This is a genomic window from Lentzea sp. NPDC055074, assembly GCF_053608005.1.
In genome coordinates this window covers 18,941-37,843 of sequence record NZ_JBSGUQ010000018.1, presented here as the reverse complement: position 1 = coordinate 37,843, position 18,903 = coordinate 18,941, and the positions used below count along the sequence as shown (strand labels likewise).

Here is an 18,903-nt window from a genome sequence, read left to right as displayed (position 1 = left end):
GGAGATGCTTTCACGCCCCCGGTCTCAGCGCGTGATCCGGAGGGCGATGGCCATCGCGAGCCGCTGGTCCGGGTCGTCGAGGGGGAGTGGTGTCACCTCGGACATCTTCTGCATCCGGTACCGCAACGTGTTCGGGTGCACGTTGAGCTCCTTCGCCGCCACCCGCACGTCCCCCTGGGCCGCGAGCCACGCCCGGAGCGTCGCCGCGTACTGCGTGCCTTGCTCGGCGTCGTGACGCAATATATTGGATATCGGTCCACGTGTCGGCAGTCGTCCGGCCTCGGCGACGGCGGCGAGTCTATGCAGCAGGACCTGAGCCCAGGCGTCGTCGTACACAACCGGTGTACCGGTGGAGAGCGCGAGGCATTCGTCGGCTTCCTGCCGCGACGAGGGCAGCTGCGTCGCCTCGGCCGGGCCGCCGACGCCCGCCAGCACCGTCGCTTCCGCTGGAAGCTCTCGCACCAGTGAACGCACCCACGCGACGGCGTCGTCGGCGGCCGGGATGACGGTGTAGAGGACGTTGCCGAACAACGCGCTGCGCCCAGGCCGCGACCAGCCGAACCCGGCGGTGGCCCGCTGGAACGCGAGCACCGCCGCACCGTGCTCACCCTCACCCGCGTGCGCCTGCACCGCGATCACCCGCAGGTCGGCGGACGGCAGTCCGAGGCGTGCGACATCGGCGGACTCGGGCTGGTCGAGCAGCCTGATGACCAGATCGGCCTCGGCCTGGCGTTCGAGGTCGGTCGACGCCCGCGACCGCAACAGGTGCAACGCCGCCGTGCGCGCGCCGTCGACCAACGCCGCACTCCGAGCCGCGTCCACGGGCCCGGTCACCTCGACCCAGACCGACCCGAGCAGCTCGCGCCCGGCCCGCACCGCGGCGACGAGCCGGTTGCCGAGCTGCGGGGTCAGCTTCGGCACGAAGATCGGCTCGTCCGACGACGCGAGGTGCGTGAACACCCCGAACTCGTCCAGCGCCCGCCGAGCCTCCTCCGGCACCCGCCGCCCGAGGATGGTCTGCACCCGCACGGGGTCGACGTCCTCCTGCCGGTAGGAGTACGCGAGCACGCGGGACTGCTGGTCCTCGATCGTCACCGGCCCGCCCACCACACCGGCGATCACGTCGGCCAGCCCGAACAGGTCCCCGGTCCGCGTACCGCCGTTGACCAGCGTCTGCGTGACGTTCGCCAGCTGACTCCACGGCACCGACGGATCCACGAGCAACACGGCGGCACCGGACTTCTTCGCCGCGGCGATCACCCGCTCGTCGAGCGGCGGCCGACCGTGCAACACCACCGCGGACGCCACCGTGGAGGACACCAGCCGCACCGCCGCGGCGACCGACGGCGTCCCGAGCCCGAGCAACACGTCCCCCGCGACGGCCGGCGGGGTTTCCGCCGGATCGTTCAGGGCGACCCCGCGGAGCTCGGCGTCGCGTCCCCTCGGGGCGCAGGCCAGATGCGTGCCCAGACTGCCGAGCACGTCCACGAGGCGATCAAGGGCGACCACCCGCGGATGTTAACCGCCGACCGGCCGTCCCGGGCGTCACTCGGACGTGGGAGCATGGGACACGTGGAGGTGGTGTCGTGAGCAGTCCCGACCGGAACGACACCCCGGTGTTGATCACCGAGGCGGCCCCGTCCTACGAAGAACAGCACGCCGCCCGGCGCAAGAAGTACGCGATCATGATGAGCCTGCGCTTCCCGTGCCTCATCCTCGCGGCTCTGTTCGCGCACACCTGGTGGCTCGCCCTGTTCTTCATCGTGCTGTCCGTGCCGTTGCCGTGGATGGCCGTGCTGATCGCGAACGACAGGCCGCCCCGCAAATCCGAGAAGGCCAGCCGGTACGAGGTCGAGCGCCGCGCCATCGCGCAGAAGAGCACCACCGTCATCGACGGCTGACAGCCGAACCCGCCCGAATCGCCCCGGCGTACAACGCCGCCCGCACCCTTGCAACGACTCTTTTGACTTCGTCCGCAAAAGACCCGTTGCAAGGGCCGCCCGGCATCCTCCTGGCCTTTGCAATGAGTCTTTTGACTTCGTCCGCAAACGTCTTTTGCATCCGGCTCGCCGGGCAGAACCATGTGACCTGCGGCGGTGCGGAAAGCGGGAGCGCGACGAGCGGAACCGATATATCACTTCGGCTGATATATCGGTTCGCGTCGAGAACTAGCGAGGCGGCTGAGCACCCACCACGCTGACCGCCCGAGAGCCAGCCCGGACGCCGCCGAGCAGGGCGTCGTGCTTCGACCCGCCGGACAACCAGGCCGCGAGAAAACCGGCGTCGAACGCGTCGCCCGCGCCCGTCGAGTCGACACACTCAGTGGCTTCAGCGGGGACCGAGACCAGCTCGTTCGCGTCGATCCACGTCGCCCCGTCGGGCCCAGAGGTCATCACCACAGCCCCGACGTGGGAGAGCAGCGACTTGGCCGCGGACGGCTCCGACGAGCCGGTCAGGGCGAAGAGCTCGTCGGCGTTGGGGAGCAGGAAGTCGACACCGCGCACGTCGTCCAGGAACGCCTCCGCCGAGTGGATCAGGGCGGCGGCCTGCGGGTCGACCGACGTCGTCCAGCCCGCGGCACGGGCGGCCTCGAGCACGGCCAGCCCGGCGGGACGCGAGGTCGCGTCGAGCAGCACGTAGCCGGACAGGTGCAGGTGGCCGGCGGGCGCGGCGAGCAGGCCCGGGTCGAGGTCGGCGGGGGAGAAGCGGGCGTTCGCGCCTCGGTCGGGGAGCATCGAGCGCTGGCCCTGTTCGTCGACCAGGACGACCACGCAGCAGGTCGCCAGGTCCGGGTCCACCGCGAAGGCGCATTGGACGCCCGCCGAGGTCAGTTCGGCGTGGACCTGGCGGCCCGCCGAGTCGGCGCCCACGCGGGCCACCAGGACCGGGGAGGCGCCGCACGCGGCGAGCCAGACGGCCGTGTTGGCGCCGGCGCCGCCCGGCTCGATGGTCACCTTGGCGCGGACGTCGCCGCCGTGGGCGATGGGGCCGGCGTGGCGGGCCACCACGTCGAGGCCCGCGTCGCCGACCACGACCACAGGCCTCATCGGAACAGCTCGCCGAAGAGCGCGACGGCGACGGCGGCGGCGACGGAGGCGTTGTTGACGACCAGTTCCTCGTTCGCGTCGAGACTCACGCCGTCGCTCGCGGTGTGGAAGTGCTCCAGCAGGACGGGGGTGACGTCCTTGCCGCGCACGTCGGAGTCGACGAGCTTCTGCAGGCCCTCGGCGAGCAGGCGGTCGTGCAGGTCCGTGTCCATCTCGTACGCGGCGGGGATCGGGTTCGCGAGCAGCATGCCGCGGTCACCGGCGGCGAAGACCGCGGCGGCTTCGGCGGCCGTCTCGACGCGCCACGGGACGTCGAACTCCGACTCGCGGCGGTAGAAGGCCGGGAAACGGGATGTCTGGTAGCCGACGACCGGGACCGACCTGGTCTCGAGGACCTCCAGGGTCGCGCCCATGTCCAGGATCGACTTCACGCCCGAGCACACGATCAGCACGGGCGTCGTCGCCACCACGTCGAGGTCGGCCGACACGTCCCACGTCTCGCGGGCGCCGCGGTGCACGCCGCCGAGACCGCCGGTCGCGAAGACGCGGATGCCCGCCTGGTGCGCGAGGGCCGTGGTCGAGGCCACGGTCGTCGCGCCGCTGCGGCCGAGCGCGTAGGCGGGGCCGAGGTCGCGCAGCGAGAGCTTCACGAGGTCGCCCGCGTTGCACACGCGGTCGAGCTCGGCGGTGGACAGACCGATGTGCGGCACACCGTCGAGCACGGCGATCGTCGCGGGCACCGCGCCGGCCTCCCGCACCACCTTCTCCAGGCGTGCGGCGACCGCCAGGTTGCGCGGCGCGGGCAGGCCGTGGGACAGGATGGTGCTCTCGAGCGCGACGACCGGCCGGTTCTCGGCCAGGGCGGCGGCAACTTCATCAGCGATGTGCAGCGTGGTCACGAGCGCACATCATCCCAGGTACCCTGGGCGCGTGAGCACCCAGACTCTCCCCGAGGTCGACGTACGGCCGGACGAGACGGACCAGTCCTCGGACGACACGCCGAAGATGTTCCACTACGTGCGCAAGGCGAAGATCGCCGAGAGCGCCGTGATGGGCACCCACGTGGTCGCGCTGTGCGGCGAGGTCTTCCCGGTCACGCGGTCGCCGAAGCCCGGTTCGCCGGTGTGCCCTGACTGCAAGAAGATCTACGAGGGCCTGCCTCCCGGCGGCGACGAGTAGAAGCGCGGTTTCCGCCGCCCGCCGCCTCGGCCTGGTCCGAGGCGGCGGGCGTTGCTGTCTCGAATCCGAGCGCTAACCGCGCTGCTTCTCTTCCTCGGTCTCGGGTGAGGGCTTCTGGATCGGCAGTGGCGACGTGAGCTGTGTGTCCGCCGGAGAAGGCGCCGAGTAGCCGTTACCGCCGCTCTCCTGCTTGGGCGCGGCCGCCTCGGACCGGATGCGGGACGCCGCGCGTTCCATCTCCAGTCGGCGCCACCGGCGGCGCTGACGGCGGGTCATGCGCGCGGGCCACATTTCCTGGATGGCGCTGTTGAAGTACGCGCCGATCGTGATCGCCAGGCCGATGAAGAACACGAACAGCAGGAACGCGATCGGCGTCGCCAGCGCGCCGTAGGTGTAGCCGGTGGTGGTGATCCACTGGATGTACAGGCGCAGGCCGATGGACGACAGGATGAACACCGCCATCGCCAGGATCGCGCCGGGCAGCACGCGGTGGTACGGCAGCCTTCGCGGGAGCGCGACCTTGTAGAGCAGCGACAGCGAGAGCACCAGCAGCAGCGCGACGCCGGGGTAGTAGAAGCGTCCGACCCACGTCTCGATGTAGGGCTGCCACGACGTGGGGAAGAACTGCGGCAGGACGTCCGGGCCCAGCGCCAGCACGGGCAGGCCGACCACCAGCGCGACCAGCGACACCATGTAGAGCAGCAGGGCGAAGATGCGTTGCCACAGCTCGTTGCGCACGCCGTACTGGTCGTGCGCGACCGTGATCGCGTCGACGAACGACGACATGGCCGACGAGCCCGCCCACAGCGAGATCAGGAAGCCGATGGAGACGATCTCGCCCTTGCCTGTCGAGAGGATCTCCGCGACCGTCGGCTGGATCACGCCGTTGACGACGTCCGCGCTGAAGATCGTCCGGGTGAACCCGATGATCTTCTCCTGCACCGACAGGACGATCTCGGGACCGAACCAGGTGCCGATCCAGCCCATCGAGCCGAGCACTCCGAGCAGCAGCGGAGGGAACGAGAGCGTCTGCCAGAACGCGGCTTCGGCGGCTTCTGAGAAGATGTTGCCCTGCCACGCCTTCGACAGCGTGCGCGCGAGTAGACGCAGCGGCCCCTTGCGGCCGGACCTGCGTGGTGCGTCGTTGTCGGAAGGCGAACCCATCGCAGTGACAAGCATGGTGCATACCGCCACGTTTCGCGGCATCGACGCTCGGAACAGGTAGAGTCGCAGTGCCCTCGGCCACGGTCCGCCTGAGGGTATTGCTATGTCTGACCTGCACAAATGAGGAGAAACACGTCTGTGACAGCGCCAGCAGCAACGCCGGCAGCAATGCGACCGCTGCGAGCCTGGCAGCGGCGCGCGCTGACCAAGTACCTCGCCGCCAAGCCGAAGGACTTCCTCGCCGTCGCGACCCCCGGCGCGGGCAAGACGACCTTCGGGCTCCGCGTCGCCGCCGAGCTGCTGGCCGACCGGACGATCGAGGCCGTCACGATCGTCACGCCCACCGAGCACCTCAAGCACCAGTGGGCGAAGGCCGCAGCCGAGCAGGGCATCCACATCGACTCGAACTTCCGCAACACCAACGCGATGACCTCCCGCGACTACCACGGCGTGGCCGTCACGTACGCGCAGGTGGCCGCCCATCCGACGTTGCACCGCGTGCGCACCGAGAACCGCAAGACGCTCGTGCTGCTCGACGAGGTGCACCACGGAGGCGACGCGAAGTCGTGGGGTGACGCGATCCGTGAGGCGTTCACGCCCGCGGTGCGCCGTCTGTGCCTCACGGGCACGCCGTTCCGGTCCGACGACTCGCCGATCCCGTTCGTGCAGTACGAGGAGAGCAACGGCGGCTTCAAGACGTCCAAGGCGGACCACACCTACGGCTACTCCGACGCGCTGCGCGACGGCGTGGTCCGGCCCGTGTTGTTCCTGGCGTACACGGGTGAGGCGTCGTGGCGGACCAGCGCGGGCGAGGAGTACACCGCACGACTGGGTGAACCGCTGACCCAGGAGCAGACCTCGCGGGCCTGGCGCACGGCACTGGACCCGGCAGGCGACTGGATGGCGTCGGTCCTGCGCGCCGCAGACCAGCGGCTCACGCAGAAGCGCCAGAACGGCCTGCCCGACGCCGGCGGCCTGGTGATCGCGACCGACCAGACCGTCGCGAAGGCCTACGCGCAGGTGCTCGAACGCGTCACGGGCCAGATCCCCACGCTCGTGCTCTCGGACGACCCGAAGGCGTCCGGCAAGATCGCCGAGTTCGCCTCCACGAACGAGCGCTGGATGATCGCCGTCCGGATGGTGTCCGAGGGTGTCGACGTGCCGCGGCTCGCCGTCGGCGTGTACGCGACGTCGTCGTCGACCCCGCTGTTCTTCGCCCAGGCCGTCGGGCGCTTCGTGCGCAACCGGAAGCCCGGCGAGACCGCCACGGTGTTCCTGCCGTCCGTGCCGGTGCTGCTCCAGCTCGCGTCGGAGCTGGAAGCGGAACGCGACCACGTCCTCGGCAAGCCGCACCGCGAGAAGGACGGCTGGGACGACGAGCTCATGGCCGCGGCCAACCAGGCCAAGGACGAGCCCGGTGAGGACGAGCGCGCGTTCACGGCCCTGGGCACGACCGCCGAGCTCGACCAGGTGATCTTCGACGGGTCGTCGTTCGGCGCCCCGACCCACGCGGGTTCCGAGGAGGAGCAGGAGTACCTCGGCCTGCCCGGCCTGCTGGAGCCCGACCAGGTGCGGACCCTGCTGCTGCAGCGGCAGGAGGAGCAGATGGCGATCGCCGCCAAACGCCCCAAGCCCGAGGCCCCGGTGCGCGAGGCACGGCCCGTGGGCGTGCAGGAACGCCTCACGTCACTGCGCAAGGAGCTCAACACCCTCGTCGCGATGCACCACCACCGCACGAAGAAGCCGCACGGCAAGATCCACAACTCGTTGCGCGAGTACTGCGGTGGGCCGCCGACCGCGATGGCCACCATCGAACAGCTCGAGGAACGGATCGCGACCCTGCGCTCCTGGTGACCGATGTGTCAGACGCGGGTGACGGCGACGGCCAACGTCGCGTAGCGCTGCGTGAACCGCCCGCCGATCGCGTCGATGGCGCCGCCGACGTCGGTGAGGAGCTCGGTGACCTGCTCGGGGGCGAGCACGGCCATCGGGCTCATCGTGAGCATGAGGTCGGTGTACTCGGCGGTCGTGTAGCTCTGCTCCCAGGTCGCCGACCACTGTTCGGCGCCGGAGAACGCGCCCGTGCCGACGAACGCCTCGCCGGTCTTCACGCAGCCCGCCCGGTACGCCTCGAACGCCTCTTCGTAGGAGTGCCCGACGCGGTACGGGATCTGCGGCGCCACCTTCTCGTACGCCGCGACGAACGCGTCGGCGATCGGCTCCGGCGTCCCGAACACGTGCCACAACCCCACGAACACCCCGCCGGGCCGCAGCACGCGCGCGGCCTGCGGTGGACCCGCCTCGGCGTCGACCCAGTGCCACGACTGCCCGGCGACGACGGCGTCGAACACCCTGCCCGCCGGGTCCCAGGTCTCGAACTTGGACACCTCGACCGGCACACCCGAGCCGCGGGCGAACTCGGCCATCCGCTCGTCGTGCTCCACGCCCAGCACGTCCAGGCCGGCCGCCTGGAGCTGTCGCGACAGCACGCCGGTGCCGCAGCCGACCTCGACGATCCGCGGCCCGGGACTCGCGGCGACGATCTTGCCGACCAGCTCCTCCGGGTACGCCGGACGGGTGCGGTCGTAGCGCGCCGCCTCGGCGCCGAACGAGCCCGCCAGCCTTTCGGCGGCTTCCTTGTCGACGGTCATGCACCCAACCTAGGGGTGTCCAGCAGGTAGCCGTCGAGTGTTCGCCGCAGGCGATATCCGATATATCGCCGTGGGAATCGGTAGCGCGGTGGTAACGCTCTCACGACTCTCAGTGACTAAATTTCGCCAGGGTTACCGCATCGTTGCGACTTAATCGATCCAGTGTGGTTCCGGTCACGCATATGTCAGGCATACGTTGTGCGCCACAACATTCTCTGTGACACAGCGCAGTGAAAGGGATGGCGGATGCGCAGCAAGACTCTCGCTTCCATCGCCGTGACCGCGGGCCTCGCCCTGGCAGTCTCGGCGTGCGGCGCCAACACGTCCTCCGGCACCGGAGGCAGCACCGAAACGAACTCTGGCAGCGGCAATGGCGCGAAGGTCGGCGTGATCCTTCCTGAGACCGCCTCCTCCGCTCGCTGGGAGGGCTTCGACAAGCCCCTCCTCGAGGCCGCTCTGAAGGCCGAGGGCCTCGTCCCCGACATTCAGAACGCCCAGGGCGACGTCCAGAAGTTCAGCACCCTGGCCGACGGCATGATCAACGCCGGCGTCAAGGTCCTGATCATCGCCACGCCCAACAGCGAGGTCGGTGCGTCTGTCGCCAAGAAGGCGCAGGCCCAGGGCATCCAGGTCATCGACTACGACCGCCTGAACACCGGTGGCTCCTCGTCGTACTACGTGTCCTTCGACAACGTGAAGGTCGGCGAGCTGCAGGGCCAGGGCCTGGCCGACGCGCTCAAGGACAAGCCGCAGGGCGCGAACGTCATCGAGATCGAGGGCGCGCCGACGGACAACAACGCCACGCTCTTCGCGGACGGCCAGAAGAAGATCCTCAAGCCGCTCTACGACTCGGGCAAGCTCAAGCTGGTCCAGTCCCAGCCGATCGACAACTGGGACAACCAGAAGGGTGGCCAGGTCTTCGAGCAGATCCTGACCAGCAACGGCGGCAAGGTGGACGGCGTCGTCGCCGCCAACGACGGCCTCGCCGGCGCTGTGATCACGGTCCTCAAGAAGGTCGGCCTCAACGGCAAGGTCCCCGTCACCGGTCAGGACGCCACCCCGGACGGCCTGCAGGCCGTGCTCCGCGGCGACCAGTACATGACGGTCTTCAAGCCGATCAAGGAAGAGGCCGAGGCCGCCGCGAAGCTCGCCGGTCTGCTGGCCAAGGGCGACACCGCCGGTGCCGACAAGCTGGCCTCGGGCGTCACGAAGGACACCAAGGGCAACCGCGACGTCAAGTCCGTGCTGCTCACGTCCCAGCTGATCACCAAGGACAAGGTCAAGACCGTCGTCGACGCCGCCTTCGTCAAGGCAGCTGAGATCTGCGTGGCCGACACCCAGGCCGCCTGCACCGAGCTCGGCATCAAGTAACACCGCTCGCGACGAGGGCGGGGTGCGCGTGAAGCCGCACCCCGCTCTCGCCGCGTGGTAACCACGGAGGAAACCCCAGTGAGCGAGCCGATTCTCGAGCTGCGCGGCATCAACAAGAGCTTCGGTCCCGTGCACGTCCTGCACGACATCGACCTCGACGTCAACCCCGGTGAGGTCACTGCCCTCGTCGGCGACAACGGCGCAGGCAAGTCCACGCTGGTCAAGTGCATTGCGGGCATCCACCCGACCGACTCGGGCGAGGTCCGGTTCGCCGGCGAACCGGTGCACATCAAGGGTCCGCGCGACGCCGCGGAGCTCGGGATCGAGGTCGTCTACCAGGACCTCGCGCTGGCCGACAACCTCGACATCGTCCAGAACATGTTCCTCGGCCGTGAGCGCACCAAGGGTGGTCTGCTCGACGAGACGGACATGGAGCAGGCGGCGCGCAAGACGCTGGCCTCGCTGTCCGTGCGGACGGTCAAGTCGGTGCGCACGCAGGTCTCGTCGCTGTCCGGCGGCCAGCGCCAGACCGTCGCGATCGCCAAGGCCGTGCTGTGGAACAGCAAGGTCGTGCTGCTCGACGAGCCCACCGCGGCACTCGGCGTCGCGCAGACGCGGCAGGTGCTCGACCTGGTCCGCCGTCTCGCGGAGCAGGGGCTGGGGGTCGTCCTGATCAGCCACAACATGAACGACGTCTTCGAGGTCGCCGACAAGATCGCGTGCCTCTACCTCGGACGCATGGCCGCGGTCGTGGGGTCCAAGGACGTCACGCACGGCCAGGTGGTCGAGCTGATCACCGCCGGGCGTTCCGGTGACCTGGGCATCGCCCGCCCCGAGGCGGCGACGATCTGATGAGTTCCGAAGAGGCGAGCATGACCGACACCACCGAAACGCACGACGCGGAGGCCACCCCGCAGGGTGCGATCTCCGACTTCGGCATCGACACGACGTCCCAGTCCACGGGCGAAGCGGTGCGCGACTACTGGGCCAGGGTCCGCGGAGGCGAGCTCGGCTCGCTGCCCGCGCTGCTCGGCCTCGTCGTCCTGCTCGTCGTGTTCAGCTCGTTGTCCGACACGTTCTTCACCCTCGGCAACCTCGCGAACCTGCTCCAGCAGGGCGCCAGCATCACCATCATCGCGATGGGCCTGGTGTTCGTGCTGCTGCTCGGCGAGATCGACCTGTCCGCCGGTACCGCGTCCGGTGTGACGGCAGCGGTGATGGCACTGCACCTCATCCACAACGGCAACCTGCTCGGCGGCATGGGCGACACGGTGTTCTACGTGTTCTGCGGCCTGCTGGTGCTGGCGATCGTGCTCGCCGCCGTGATGAAGATCTGGGCCGGTGTGGCGCTCTCGGGCGTGGCGCTGGTGATCGCCGCGGTCGGCATCCCCGCCAACGCCTGGCTCGAGATGCTGCTCGCGGTCTGCGTCGGCGCGGCCATCGGCTGCATCACCGGCTTCCTGGTCGCGAAGGTCGGCATCCCCTCGTTCGTCGTGACCCTGGCGCTGTTCCTCGTCTGGGGCGGTGTCGTGCTGCAGCTCATCGGCCAGGGCGGCACGCTCGGCCTGCGTGACGACACGATCTTCAACGTCGCCAACGGCAACCTGAACCCCATCGCCTCGTGGGTGCTGTTCATCGTCGCCGTCGGCGGTTACGCGGCCGTCGTGCTCGCGCGGCACTTCTCCCGCCTGCGCAAGGGACTCGTGGCCCAGCCCACCTCGCTGGTGCTGGCCAAGATCGGTGCCCTCGCGCTGCTGGCCGCGGTCATCACCTACGCGCTCTCGCTGAACCGGGCCCCGAGCACGCTGGTCATCATCGAGGGCGTGCCGTACGTGGTGCCGCTCGTGCTCGTGCTGCTGGTGATCGGCACCTTCGTGCTCGACCGCACCAGCTACGGCCGGCACCTCTACGCGGTCGGTGGCAACAAGGAGGCCGCTCGCCGCGCCGGTATCAACGTCGAGCGCATCCGGATGAGCGTCTTCGTGATCGCCTCCTCGGCGGCCGCGATCGGCGCGATCGTGTACTCGTCCAAGGTCGGTTCCGTGGACCCGAACGCCGGCGCCGGCAACACGCTGCTGCTGTCGGTCGGTGCGGCCGTCATCGGTGGCACGTCGCTGTTCGGCGGCAAGGGCCGGCTGCGTGACGCCGTCATCGGTGGCGCGGTGCTCGCGATCATCCAGAACGGCATGGGCCTGCTCAAGCAGCCCGCCGCCGTCGTGTTCATCGTGACCGGCCTGGTCCTGCTGCTCGCCGCGAGCGTCGACGCGTTGTCCCGCCGCCGGGCGGCCACCGCGGCTCGATGACGCGGTGACGGGACCCACGTCCGGCACCCGTCCCGACGAGATCCGCAGGCACAACAGGACGGCGCTGCTGCGCCGCCTGCACGTCGACGGACCGTCCACCAGGGCGTCGCTCGCGGCTGAGCTCGGACTCAACCGCAGCACGATCAAGGCCCTGGTGGACGGCCTCGCCGAAGCCGGTGTGGTCGCTGAACGCGTGCCCGCTCTGCGCAGCGGAGCGGGCCGTCCGTCCCTGCTGGTACTGCCCCAGCCGCACGCCGCCGTCGTCATCGCGATCGACGTCCGCGTCGAGCACGTGGCGATGGGGTTCGTCGGCCTCGGAGGGGAGATCCTCGGGCGGGACAGCTGGAACCTGCACCGGACGCGTGATCCGGGGGAGGTCATCACGCACATCGTCGAGTCGGCGCGCCTCATGGCCGACGACCTCGACGCCACCGCGGTCGGGGTGGGTGTCTCGGTGCCCGGCGTCGTGCGACGCGCCGACGGGCACGTCCACGAGGCGCCCAACCTGCACTGGACCGGTGTCGCGCTCGGCAAGCGCCTGGAGGCGGTGCTGAAGCTGCCGGTCCAGGTCGGCAACGACGCGGAACTGGGGGCCTTGGCCGAGCACGTGCGCGGCGCCGCACGGGAGTCCTCGGACATGGTCTACATCTCCGCGGACGTCGGCGTCGGCGGGGGAGTGATCCTGTCCGGGCAACCGTTGCGCGGGTCCGCCGGCTACGTCGGCGAGCTCGGGCACATGGTGGTCAACCCGCGCGGCCTGAGGTGCTACTGCGGCTGCGACGGCTGCTGGGAGACCGAGGTCGGCGAACCGGCGCTGTGCCGGGCTCTGGGCCTGCCCGACGACGCTCCGCGCGGTGCTGTCGTCGCGGCGTTGAGGGCACTCGACGACCCGTCGGTGCTCGACGAGTTCGCCGGCTGGCTCGCACTGGGGCTCGCGAACATCGTCAACGTCCTCGGCCCCGAGCTGGTCGTGCTCGGCGACCTCTACACGGCGCTGCCGCAGTCCGTCGTCGACTCGGTCAGCGAGGCCGTGCAACGGCGGAGCATGGTCTCCCGCGCGGTCGGCGGGACCCGAGTGGTGACCTCACCCCTGGGGCGCGACGCGAAGCTCGTCGGCGCCGCGGAACTGGCCTTCGAACCGGTCCTCGACGCCATCTAGAACACCCCGGAAAAGCGAAGGGGGCGGAGATCCTCGCGGATCTCCGCCCCGAGCGGCTAGGTGGGGTGGAAGTCAGCCCTGCTGAATCTCAGCAGCGAGTTCGCGCAATTTCTCACTGTGCGCCCGGGCGTGGTGCCCGCAGAACAGCAGCTCGCCCCCGGACGGGAGCAAAGCGCGAACCTGGGCAGCAGCCCCGCAGCGGTCGCAGCGGTCGGCAGCGGTCAACTCGGGGCGGGTGAGTGCTGCAGTCATGATGAATCTCCCTCCGTCCCGGCAACGGAACTGAAGTGTTCCGGTGCCCTCTTACCAAGCTGCGACCACAGCGCCCCTGGCAGGTGCGCGGTGCTCGCTGGCTCCACTCTGACAGACGTTTTGGCGATAGTCAGTGTTCCCGTGTGCGTGGCGACTCGCGTCACTATGCGATTTACCCGCCTGCAGCAGAACTACACATGTGTTCGCCACCGGTTCACAGTCTTGACACGCACGCTGAGCAACCGGAAACCCGCTGGTGGAGCAGCAGGTTCGGGCCATCCGGTCGGTTGCGTGCGACCGGGAGTGTGATATCGGTTGCCCTTGTCCGCCCGCAGCGAACAGGTCACGAACGTCCCACGATTCGGACGCGGAACCGTGATCATTCAGCTCGCGAGGGCCGCGCTGATGGCTCGTGCGGCGTGTCCCACGGCCTCTTTCAGGGCCGTGGCGCTGCGACCGTTGCCGAGCACCGCGGAGACGGTACCGATGACGCCGCTGGACGGCACGCGCACCGGAGAGCTCACGAACTCCATGCTCGCCGGCACCGTCGAGCCCGGCCTCAGCCGGACCACGTCCTCGGCCCGCACGATGCTCGCCGCGGCGACCAGCACCCGGTCCCGCCGCGGCACCGTGAGGATCGTCGACGTCCGGGTCGTCGCCGACAGCGCCCGCAACGGCTGCCGTGCCACCCGCAGCACGCCGGGGGCGGGTTCCCAGGCCTGCCCGAACCGGAACACCTGCACGCCGACGCGGTAGCGGCCACGCACGTTCTCCACCGCGCCGAGGGCCTCCAGCTGCTCCAGCAGGCGGTGCACCGTCGTCTTCGGCATCTCGCAGCGCTCGGCCAGCTGCGAGAGCCCCAGCTCGCCCTCGTCCGTCAGCCTGTCCAGCAGTGAGAAAGCGCCTTCGAGCACGGACCTGCCCATGTCTCCCCCTCGTTCCGGTGTACGGAACAGATGCTGGCGGGGACGGCCCGGCGGCACATGAGTACAGGGGTACTCAGTTCCGGAAACACGAAAGCCCCGCACCGAACCGGTGCGGGGCTTTGTGCGTATGACTCGGTAAGACCTAGTCGAGGTAGTCGCGCAGGACCTGCGAGCGCGACGGGTGGCGGAGCTTCGACATGGTCTTCGACTCGATCTGGCGGATGCGCTCACGCGTGACGCCGTAGACCTGGCCGATCTCGTCCAGGGTGCGCGGCTGGCCGTCGGTGAGGCCGAAGCGCAGCCGGACGACGCCCGCCTCGCGCTCGGACAGCGTCGCGAGCACGGACTGCAGCTGGTCCTGCAGGAGCGTGAACGAGACGGCGTCGACGGCGACGACGGCTTCGGAGTCCTCGATGAAGTCGCCGAGCTGGCTGTCGCCCTCGTCACCGATCGTCTGGTCCAGCGAGATGGGCTCACGCGCGTACTGCTGGATCTCCAGCACCTTCTCGGGCGTGATGTCCATTTCCTTGGCGAGCTCCTCCGGGGTGGGCTCGCGGCCCAGGTCCTGGAGCAGTTCGCGCTGGATGCGACCGAGCTTGTTGATGACCTCGACCATGTGCACCGGGATGCGGATGGTGCGGGCCTGGTCGGCCATCGCGCGGGTGATCGCCTGACGGATCCACCAGGTGGCGTACGTGGAGAACTTGTAGCCCTTGGTGTAGTCGAACTTCTCGACGGCGCGGATCAGACCCAGGTTGCCCTCCTGGATCAGGTCCAGGAACGCCATGCCACGGCCGGTGTAGCGCTTGGCCAGCGACACGACGAGACGGAGGTTCGCCTCGAGCAGGTGGTTCTTGGCGCGCTCGCCGTCACGGACGATCCAGCGCAGGTCGCGGCGCAGCTGCGGCGTGAGCTTCTCCGCTTCCTCCTCGGAACGGCGCACGCGCTCGGCGGCGTAGAGACCCGCCTCGATGCGCTTGGCGAGCTCGACCTCCTCCTCGGCGTTGAGGAGGGCGACCTTGCCGATCTGCTTGAGGTAGGCGCGGACCGAGTCGGCGGAGGCGGTGAGCTCCGCGTCCTTGCGCGCCTGGCGCAGGGCCTCGGACTCCTCCTCGTCCCAGACGAAGTCCCCGTCCTGCTTGGGGTCCTCCGCCTGCTCGGGCTCGTCGACGACCGGCTCGTCGACGATCTCGACGTCTTCCAGGTCCTCGGCGCCCGGAGCGCCTTCCATGTCCTCGGGGTCTTCGCCGTTCTTGGCGGTGCCCTTCGCGGCAGGATCGGCCTTGCCGGCCGTCTTGCGCGGGGCCTTGGCGGCGGCGGGCTTCTTCGCTGCCGCAGCGGTCGTCTTGCGCTTCGGCTTCTCCTCGGCCTCGCCGGCCGCCGTCGCCTTGGTCGTCTTGGCGGCGCTCGCGGCGGAGCTGGAGCGTCGGGTTGCGGTTTCTGCGGCTGCCACGTACGCCCTTTCGCGACGGTCGTTCAAAGGCGGACCAGAGGGCGCGAAACCTCGGTCGCCAGAGTTCAGGGGATCTCCCCGCCGATCTTGCTTGGCGGGTGTGCGTTCCATTGTAACGACGTCCGTGACGCGGTGTTGCGCCCCGAGGTGCTTCGGGGCGCTCTCACCTGCGTTCTCGCAGCTAGATCGAGTCGGACACGTTTCGGTGTCGAACGCTCATCAGGGCCTGACGCCGTGCGCGGCGGCCCATGCGGCGCCGACGATGCCCGCGTCGTTCTTCAGTGCGGCGGCGACTACTTCAGTGCGCACCTTGAGCAACGGCAACCACTTGTGTGCCTTCTTGCTCACGCCGCCACCGGCGATGACGAGGTCCGGCCAGATGAGGTCCTCGAGCACGTTGATGTACCGCGTGACCCTGGGCGTCCACTCCTCCCAGGACAGGTCCTTCTCCTCCTTCACGGAGGCGGCCGCGCGCGACTCGGCGTCGTGCCCGTCGACCTGGAGGTGGCCGAACTCGGTGTTCGGGACCAGCTTGCCGTCGAGGAACACGGCGCTGCCGATGCCCGTGCCGAACGTCAGCAGGACCACGGTGCCGTTCTTGCCCACGCCGGCGCCGAACGACATCTCCGCGATGCCGGCCGCGTCCGCGTCGTTCATCACGACGATGTCCTCGGGCTTGCGCTTGAGACGCTCGGCGAAGAGCGTCTGGGCGTCGCAGTTGATCCAGCCCTTGTCCACGTTCGCGGCGCTGAGCGCGACACCGTGCTTGACCACGCACGGCAGCGTGATGCCCACCGGACCGTCCCACTGGAACTTCTCGACGATCTCCGCGACGACGTCCGCCACCGCCTCCGGTGTCGAAGGCTGGGGCGTGGGGATCCGCATGCGTTCGCCGTCCAGTGCCCCTGCTTCGAGGTCGACCAGGCCGCCCTTCACGCCGGAGCCGCCGATGTCCACACCGAACCCGCGGGTGATGCCCATCCCCGTGGTCCTTCCTACTCGATCCTGCTTGCTTCGATTCAGTACACGTGGTGCGCAGACATTAGCCTGACGTTGTCCGATAGTCCCGTGCTAGTGACGCAGGAGGGAACCGGTCGTGTTCGATCCCCGGCCGCTCGTCGACATAGCCACAGCCGTCGGACGGGAAGCAGGCGCACTTGTTCAGCGCATGCGCGCTTCCGCCGTCGTCTCGTTCGACACCAAGAGCACCTCGACGGACGTGGTGACCGCCGCGGACCGCGCCTCAGAACAACTCGTCCGGACGCGTCTGTCCGAGTTGCGCCCCGGTGAACCGGTGCTCGGCGAGGAGGAGGGCGCCCCTGACGGCCGCGCCGGCGCCGAAGGGCTCACCTGGGTCGTTGACCCCATCGACGGCACCGTGAACTACCTGTACGGGATCCCCTGGTACTCGGTGTCGATCGCGGCACAGCTCGACGGCGAGTCCGTGGCGGGCGCGGTGTTCGAGCCCGCGACCGGCCGCATGTGGACCGCCGCGCGCGGGTACGGCTCGTTCCTGGACGGCACGCCGTTGCGCGTGTCCTCGACCTCCGACCTGTCCCTCTCGCTGCTCGGGTACGGGTTCGCCTACCGGCCCGAGCGGCGTCAGCGCCAGGCCGACGCGTGGGCGCGGATGTCGGCTCGGGTGCGCGACCTGCGCCGGGCCGGCGCGGCGTCGCTGGACCTCTGCTCGGTGGCGGCCGGACGGCTCGACGCCTACACCGAGCACGGCCTCGGGCGGTGGGACTGGGCGGCCGGCGGGCTGATCGCCGCGGAGGCCGGCGCGGTCGTGCGGCTGCCCGGTTCGTCGCCCGAACTGGGGGAGGACGCGACGTTCGCTGCGACCCCCGGCATCGCCGACGCCCTGTACGGCGCGCTCGTCGAGTCGGGCTACGGCAAGGTCTGAAACCCCAGGTCAGAGCGCTAATATATCGGTTGTGCAAAAGACGTTTGCGGTCGTCCGCAAACGTCTTTTGCATAAGGGTCTGATTCGAGGTCGACCAGTCAACGTCGGGTGTTGACGAATCAACGTCGGATCGCGGGCTGTCCGGTCAGCCTCGAGAGCAGTGCGACGACCTCGCCGACGTCCGGGACGTGGAGCAGTTCGGCCACCGTCCCGTTGCCGAAACCGTCCGGCGCGACCCGTCCGTCGAGCCGGACGTGGCCGGAGCCGTCGGGTTCCTCGTCGAACGAGAGCCGGTCGATCTCGGTGAGTCGCACGGACCGCGCTCGCCGGCCAGGGACGGACAGGACGCGTTGGTCGGTGACGTAGTAGGTCGTGCGGTGCAACGTGAACCGGCGCCAGAGGAACGGCTCGGCGAGACCGAGCAGGCCGAGCGTCGCGAACCCCGCGCACACGCCGAGCACGTCGGACCAGCTGTCGAGGTACCCGGCCCACTCGTGCGCCGCGCCGGCCACCGCGAGGGTGAGCAGGATCAGGACGGCGTGGAACTTCAGGCTGAACCGGATCCAGCGCAGGTCCGGACGCGTGAACACCGCGCGTCTGACCGGTCTTCCCCGCCAGAGGACGTGCTCGTCCGGAAGAAGATCTACCCCCATGCCCGCAAGGTATCGGAACGGAGGGTCAGCAGGTCACGTCGCGGGCGGCGGCCAGGTTGTCGGCGTTCAGCGTCGGCGGGGTGGCCGCGGCGACCTGGCCCCCCTGCTGCGCCGGCTGCTGCGCCGCCCACTCGCTGAGCTGGTCGAGCACCTTGCGGGCGCCGCTGTTCGGCTTGACCTCGTCGAACTTCTTGCCGATCGCGACGTCGACGGTCGCGTCCTGGCGGTCGTCGCGCACGAGTTCCAGGCACGGCTCCAGCAGCGACAACGTCCTCGCGGCGCCCGCGCCCGGCGCGCCGAAGCGCAGCTGACCGCGGCAGTTCATGTCGCCCGCCGGGTAGATCGGGTCGTTGCCGGGATCGGCCGCCTGCTTGAGGCCGAGCTCGGTGAACATCGTCGCCACGGCCTTGGCGTGGTTGCGCTGCGTCGAGGCGTTCATCGCCTTGAAGTTCACGTCGCCGACCGGCACCGGGTTCGTGCGGTCCAGTGCGTCGTGCTCCAGCACCGTGCCCAGCGCGGGCGGCGGCGGGGTCGAGGGCGCCGCGGGATCGGCCGGAGCCGATGCCGACGCCGCCACGTTGCCGGGCGCGTTGCACCTGATCGCCGCGTCCACGTCGCTCGCGTTGCCGAGCACCTTCACCCACACGAACACGGAACTGACCAACAGCACCGCGAACAGGACGAGCGCGGGCACGGGCCGACGCCTCTTGTAAGGCGTCAAGCTTCCCGATGCGGATCCCACGTTCGAAGCCCTCCCCGTGATCCGTCCCCTGAATCAGCCTAGGCCCAACCCGGCTGATGCGCGCCCTGACGGGCGTGACCCACTGCACCGGCCTGATCGC

The 18,903-nt window shown here is 69.6% G+C and carries 19 protein-coding genes; 8 read left to right on the top strand and 11 right to left on the bottom strand.

What is annotated here, in order from left to right; genetic code table 11:
* Positions 1-24 precede the first annotated feature (24 nt).
* Positions 25-1,509 (bottom strand): PucR family transcriptional regulator, encoded by a 1,485-nt coding sequence (locus ACWF7A_RS32810; protein ID WP_452254383.1) that lies wholly within the window; start codon positions 1,507-1,509, stop codon positions 25-27.
* 77 nt (positions 1,510-1,586) lie between these two features.
* Here ACWF7A_RS32810 and ACWF7A_RS32805 point away from each other — a divergent pair, with 77 nt between their 5' ends.
* Positions 1,587-1,901: a DUF3099 domain-containing protein gene (locus ACWF7A_RS32805; protein ID WP_452254382.1), complete on the top strand. Its 315-nt coding sequence runs from the start codon at positions 1,587-1,589 to the stop codon at positions 1,899-1,901.
* A 267-nt stretch (positions 1,902-2,168) separates the two neighbouring features.
* Here the strand turns inward: ACWF7A_RS32805 and ACWF7A_RS32800 are convergent, their stop codons facing one another.
* Positions 2,169-3,047: a carbohydrate kinase family protein gene (locus tag ACWF7A_RS32800; RefSeq protein ID WP_452254381.1), complete on the bottom strand. Its 879-nt coding sequence runs from the start codon at positions 3,045-3,047 to the stop codon at positions 2,169-2,171.
* Entirely contained in the window at positions 3,044-3,946 is a 903-nt protein-coding gene (locus tag ACWF7A_RS32795; RefSeq protein WP_452254380.1) for a pseudouridine-5'-phosphate glycosidase, read from the bottom strand. Before ACWF7A_RS32795 ends, ACWF7A_RS32800 begins: the two co-directional genes overlap by 4 nt.
* A gap of 31 nt (positions 3,947-3,977) precedes the next feature.
* Here ACWF7A_RS32795 and ACWF7A_RS32790 point away from each other — a divergent pair, with 31 nt between their 5' ends.
* On the top strand, positions 3,978-4,226 hold the full coding sequence (locus ACWF7A_RS32790) for a DUF3039 domain-containing protein (protein WP_189159462.1): 249 nt from the start codon (positions 3,978-3,980) through the stop codon (positions 4,224-4,226).
* Positions 4,227-4,298: 72 nt separating this feature from the next.
* On the opposite strand, the gene ACWF7A_RS32785 is transcribed toward ACWF7A_RS32790, so the two are convergent.
* Positions 4,299-5,405, bottom strand: coding sequence for a YihY/virulence factor BrkB family protein (locus tag ACWF7A_RS32785; RefSeq protein WP_452254379.1), 1,107 nt, complete (start codon positions 5,403-5,405; stop codon positions 4,299-4,301).
* 153 nt (positions 5,406-5,558) lie between these two features.
* On the opposite strand from ACWF7A_RS32785, the gene ACWF7A_RS32780 reads away from it, so the two are divergent.
* Positions 5,559-7,244, top strand: coding sequence for a DEAD/DEAH box helicase (locus ACWF7A_RS32780; RefSeq protein WP_452254378.1), 1,686 nt, complete (start codon positions 5,559-5,561; stop codon positions 7,242-7,244).
* Between the two features lie 8 nt (positions 7,245-7,252).
* Here ACWF7A_RS32780 and ACWF7A_RS32775 read toward each other — a convergent pair whose 3' ends face one another.
* Positions 7,253-8,041, bottom strand: coding sequence for a class I SAM-dependent methyltransferase (locus ACWF7A_RS32775; protein ID WP_452254377.1), 789 nt, complete (start codon positions 8,039-8,041; stop codon positions 7,253-7,255).
* A gap of 246 nt (positions 8,042-8,287) precedes the next feature.
* Here ACWF7A_RS32775 and ACWF7A_RS32770 point away from each other — a divergent pair, with 246 nt between their 5' ends.
* From ACWF7A_RS32770 to ACWF7A_RS32755, 4 genes are all read left to right on the top strand, one after another.
* Positions 8,288-9,412: a substrate-binding domain-containing protein gene (locus tag ACWF7A_RS32770; RefSeq protein ID WP_452254376.1), complete on the top strand. Its 1,125-nt coding sequence runs from the start codon at positions 8,288-8,290 to the stop codon at positions 9,410-9,412.
* Between the two features lie 78 nt (positions 9,413-9,490).
* Positions 9,491-10,264 carry an ATP-binding cassette domain-containing protein gene (locus ACWF7A_RS32765; RefSeq protein ID WP_452254375.1) on the top strand — a complete coding sequence of 258 codons (774 nt, stop codon included), beginning with the start codon at positions 9,491-9,493 and terminating at the stop codon, positions 10,262-10,264.
* Positions 10,265-10,284: 20 nt separating this feature from the next.
* Positions 10,285-11,715 carry a sugar ABC transporter permease gene (locus tag ACWF7A_RS32760; protein WP_452254374.1) on the top strand — a complete coding sequence of 477 codons (1,431 nt, stop codon included), beginning with the start codon at positions 10,285-10,287 and terminating at the stop codon, positions 11,713-11,715.
* A 4-nt stretch (positions 11,716-11,719) separates the two neighbouring features.
* Complete coding sequence (locus tag ACWF7A_RS32755; RefSeq protein ID WP_452254373.1) at positions 11,720-12,874, top strand: ROK family protein; 1,155 nt, start codon at positions 11,720-11,722, stop codon at positions 12,872-12,874.
* 72 nt (positions 12,875-12,946) lie between these two features.
* Here ACWF7A_RS32755 and ACWF7A_RS32750 read toward each other — a convergent pair whose 3' ends face one another.
* From ACWF7A_RS32750 to ppgK, 4 genes are all read right to left on the bottom strand, one after another.
* On the bottom strand, positions 12,947-13,126 hold the full coding sequence (locus ACWF7A_RS32750) for a DUF7455 domain-containing protein (RefSeq protein ID WP_231642793.1): 180 nt from the start codon (positions 13,124-13,126) through the stop codon (positions 12,947-12,949).
* A gap of 383 nt (positions 13,127-13,509) precedes the next feature.
* The gene (locus ACWF7A_RS32745) at positions 13,510-14,052 is read right to left on the bottom strand and encodes a helix-turn-helix domain-containing protein (RefSeq protein ID WP_452254372.1); all 543 of its coding nucleotides are present in this window, start codon (positions 14,050-14,052) and stop codon (positions 13,510-13,512) included.
* 142 nt (positions 14,053-14,194) lie between these two features.
* Positions 14,195-15,505: an RNA polymerase sigma factor gene (locus ACWF7A_RS32740; RefSeq protein WP_452254371.1), complete on the bottom strand. Its 1,311-nt coding sequence runs from the start codon at positions 15,503-15,505 to the stop codon at positions 14,195-14,197.
* Between the two features lie 219 nt (positions 15,506-15,724).
* Complete coding sequence (gene ppgK, locus ACWF7A_RS32735) at positions 15,725-16,486, bottom strand: polyphosphate--glucose phosphotransferase (protein WP_452254370.1); 762 nt, start codon at positions 16,484-16,486, stop codon at positions 15,725-15,727.
* Between the two features lie 115 nt (positions 16,487-16,601).
* Between ppgK and ACWF7A_RS32730 the strand changes: the two genes are divergently transcribed.
* Positions 16,602-17,408 carry an inositol monophosphatase family protein gene (locus ACWF7A_RS32730; RefSeq protein WP_452254369.1) on the top strand — a complete coding sequence of 269 codons (807 nt, stop codon included), beginning with the start codon at positions 16,602-16,604 and terminating at the stop codon, positions 17,406-17,408.
* Between the two features lie 119 nt (positions 17,409-17,527).
* On the opposite strand, the gene ACWF7A_RS32725 is transcribed toward ACWF7A_RS32730, so the two are convergent.
* Both ACWF7A_RS32725 and cei read right to left on the bottom strand, forming a co-directional pair.
* Positions 17,528-18,061 carry a hypothetical protein gene (locus ACWF7A_RS32725; protein WP_452254368.1) on the bottom strand — a complete coding sequence of 178 codons (534 nt, stop codon included), beginning with the start codon at positions 18,059-18,061 and terminating at the stop codon, positions 17,528-17,530.
* Positions 18,062-18,086: 25 nt separating this feature from the next.
* Positions 18,087-18,803: an envelope integrity protein Cei gene (gene cei, locus ACWF7A_RS32720; RefSeq protein WP_452254367.1), complete on the bottom strand. Its 717-nt coding sequence runs from the start codon at positions 18,801-18,803 to the stop codon at positions 18,087-18,089.
* Between the last annotated feature and the right edge of the window lie 100 nt (positions 18,804-18,903).

Coding starts and splice junctions, on each gene's coding strand:
- ACWF7A_RS32800 (WP_452254381.1), bottom strand. CDS start 3,047: ATGAGGCCTGTGGTCGTGGTCGGCGACGCGGGCCTCGACGTGGTGGCC.
- ACWF7A_RS32785 (WP_452254379.1), bottom strand. CDS start 5,405: ATGCTTGTCACTGCGATGGGTTCGCCTTCCGACAACGACGCACCACGC.
- ACWF7A_RS32780 (WP_452254378.1), top strand. CDS start 5,559: ATGCGACCGCTGCGAGCCTGGCAGCGGCGCGCGCTGACCAAGTACCTC.
- ACWF7A_RS32775 (WP_452254377.1), bottom strand. CDS start 8,041: ATGACCGTCGACAAGGAAGCCGCCGAAAGGCTGGCGGGCTCGTTCGGC.
- ACWF7A_RS32770 (WP_452254376.1), top strand. CDS start 8,288: ATGCGCAGCAAGACTCTCGCTTCCATCGCCGTGACCGCGGGCCTCGCC.
- ACWF7A_RS32760 (WP_452254374.1), top strand. CDS start 10,285: ATGACCGACACCACCGAAACGCACGACGCGGAGGCCACCCCGCAGGGT.
- ACWF7A_RS32750 (WP_231642793.1), bottom strand. CDS start 13,126: ATGACTGCAGCACTCACCCGCCCCGAGTTGACCGCTGCCGACCGCTGC.
- ACWF7A_RS32745 (WP_452254372.1), bottom strand. CDS start 14,052: ATGGGCAGGTCCGTGCTCGAAGGCGCTTTCTCACTGCTGGACAGGCTG.
- ppgK (WP_452254370.1), bottom strand. CDS start 16,486: ATGGGCATCACCCGCGGGTTCGGTGTGGACATCGGCGGCTCCGGCGTG.
- ACWF7A_RS32725 (WP_452254368.1), bottom strand. CDS start 18,061: ATGGGGGTAGATCTTCTTCCGGACGAGCACGTCCTCTGGCGGGGAAGA.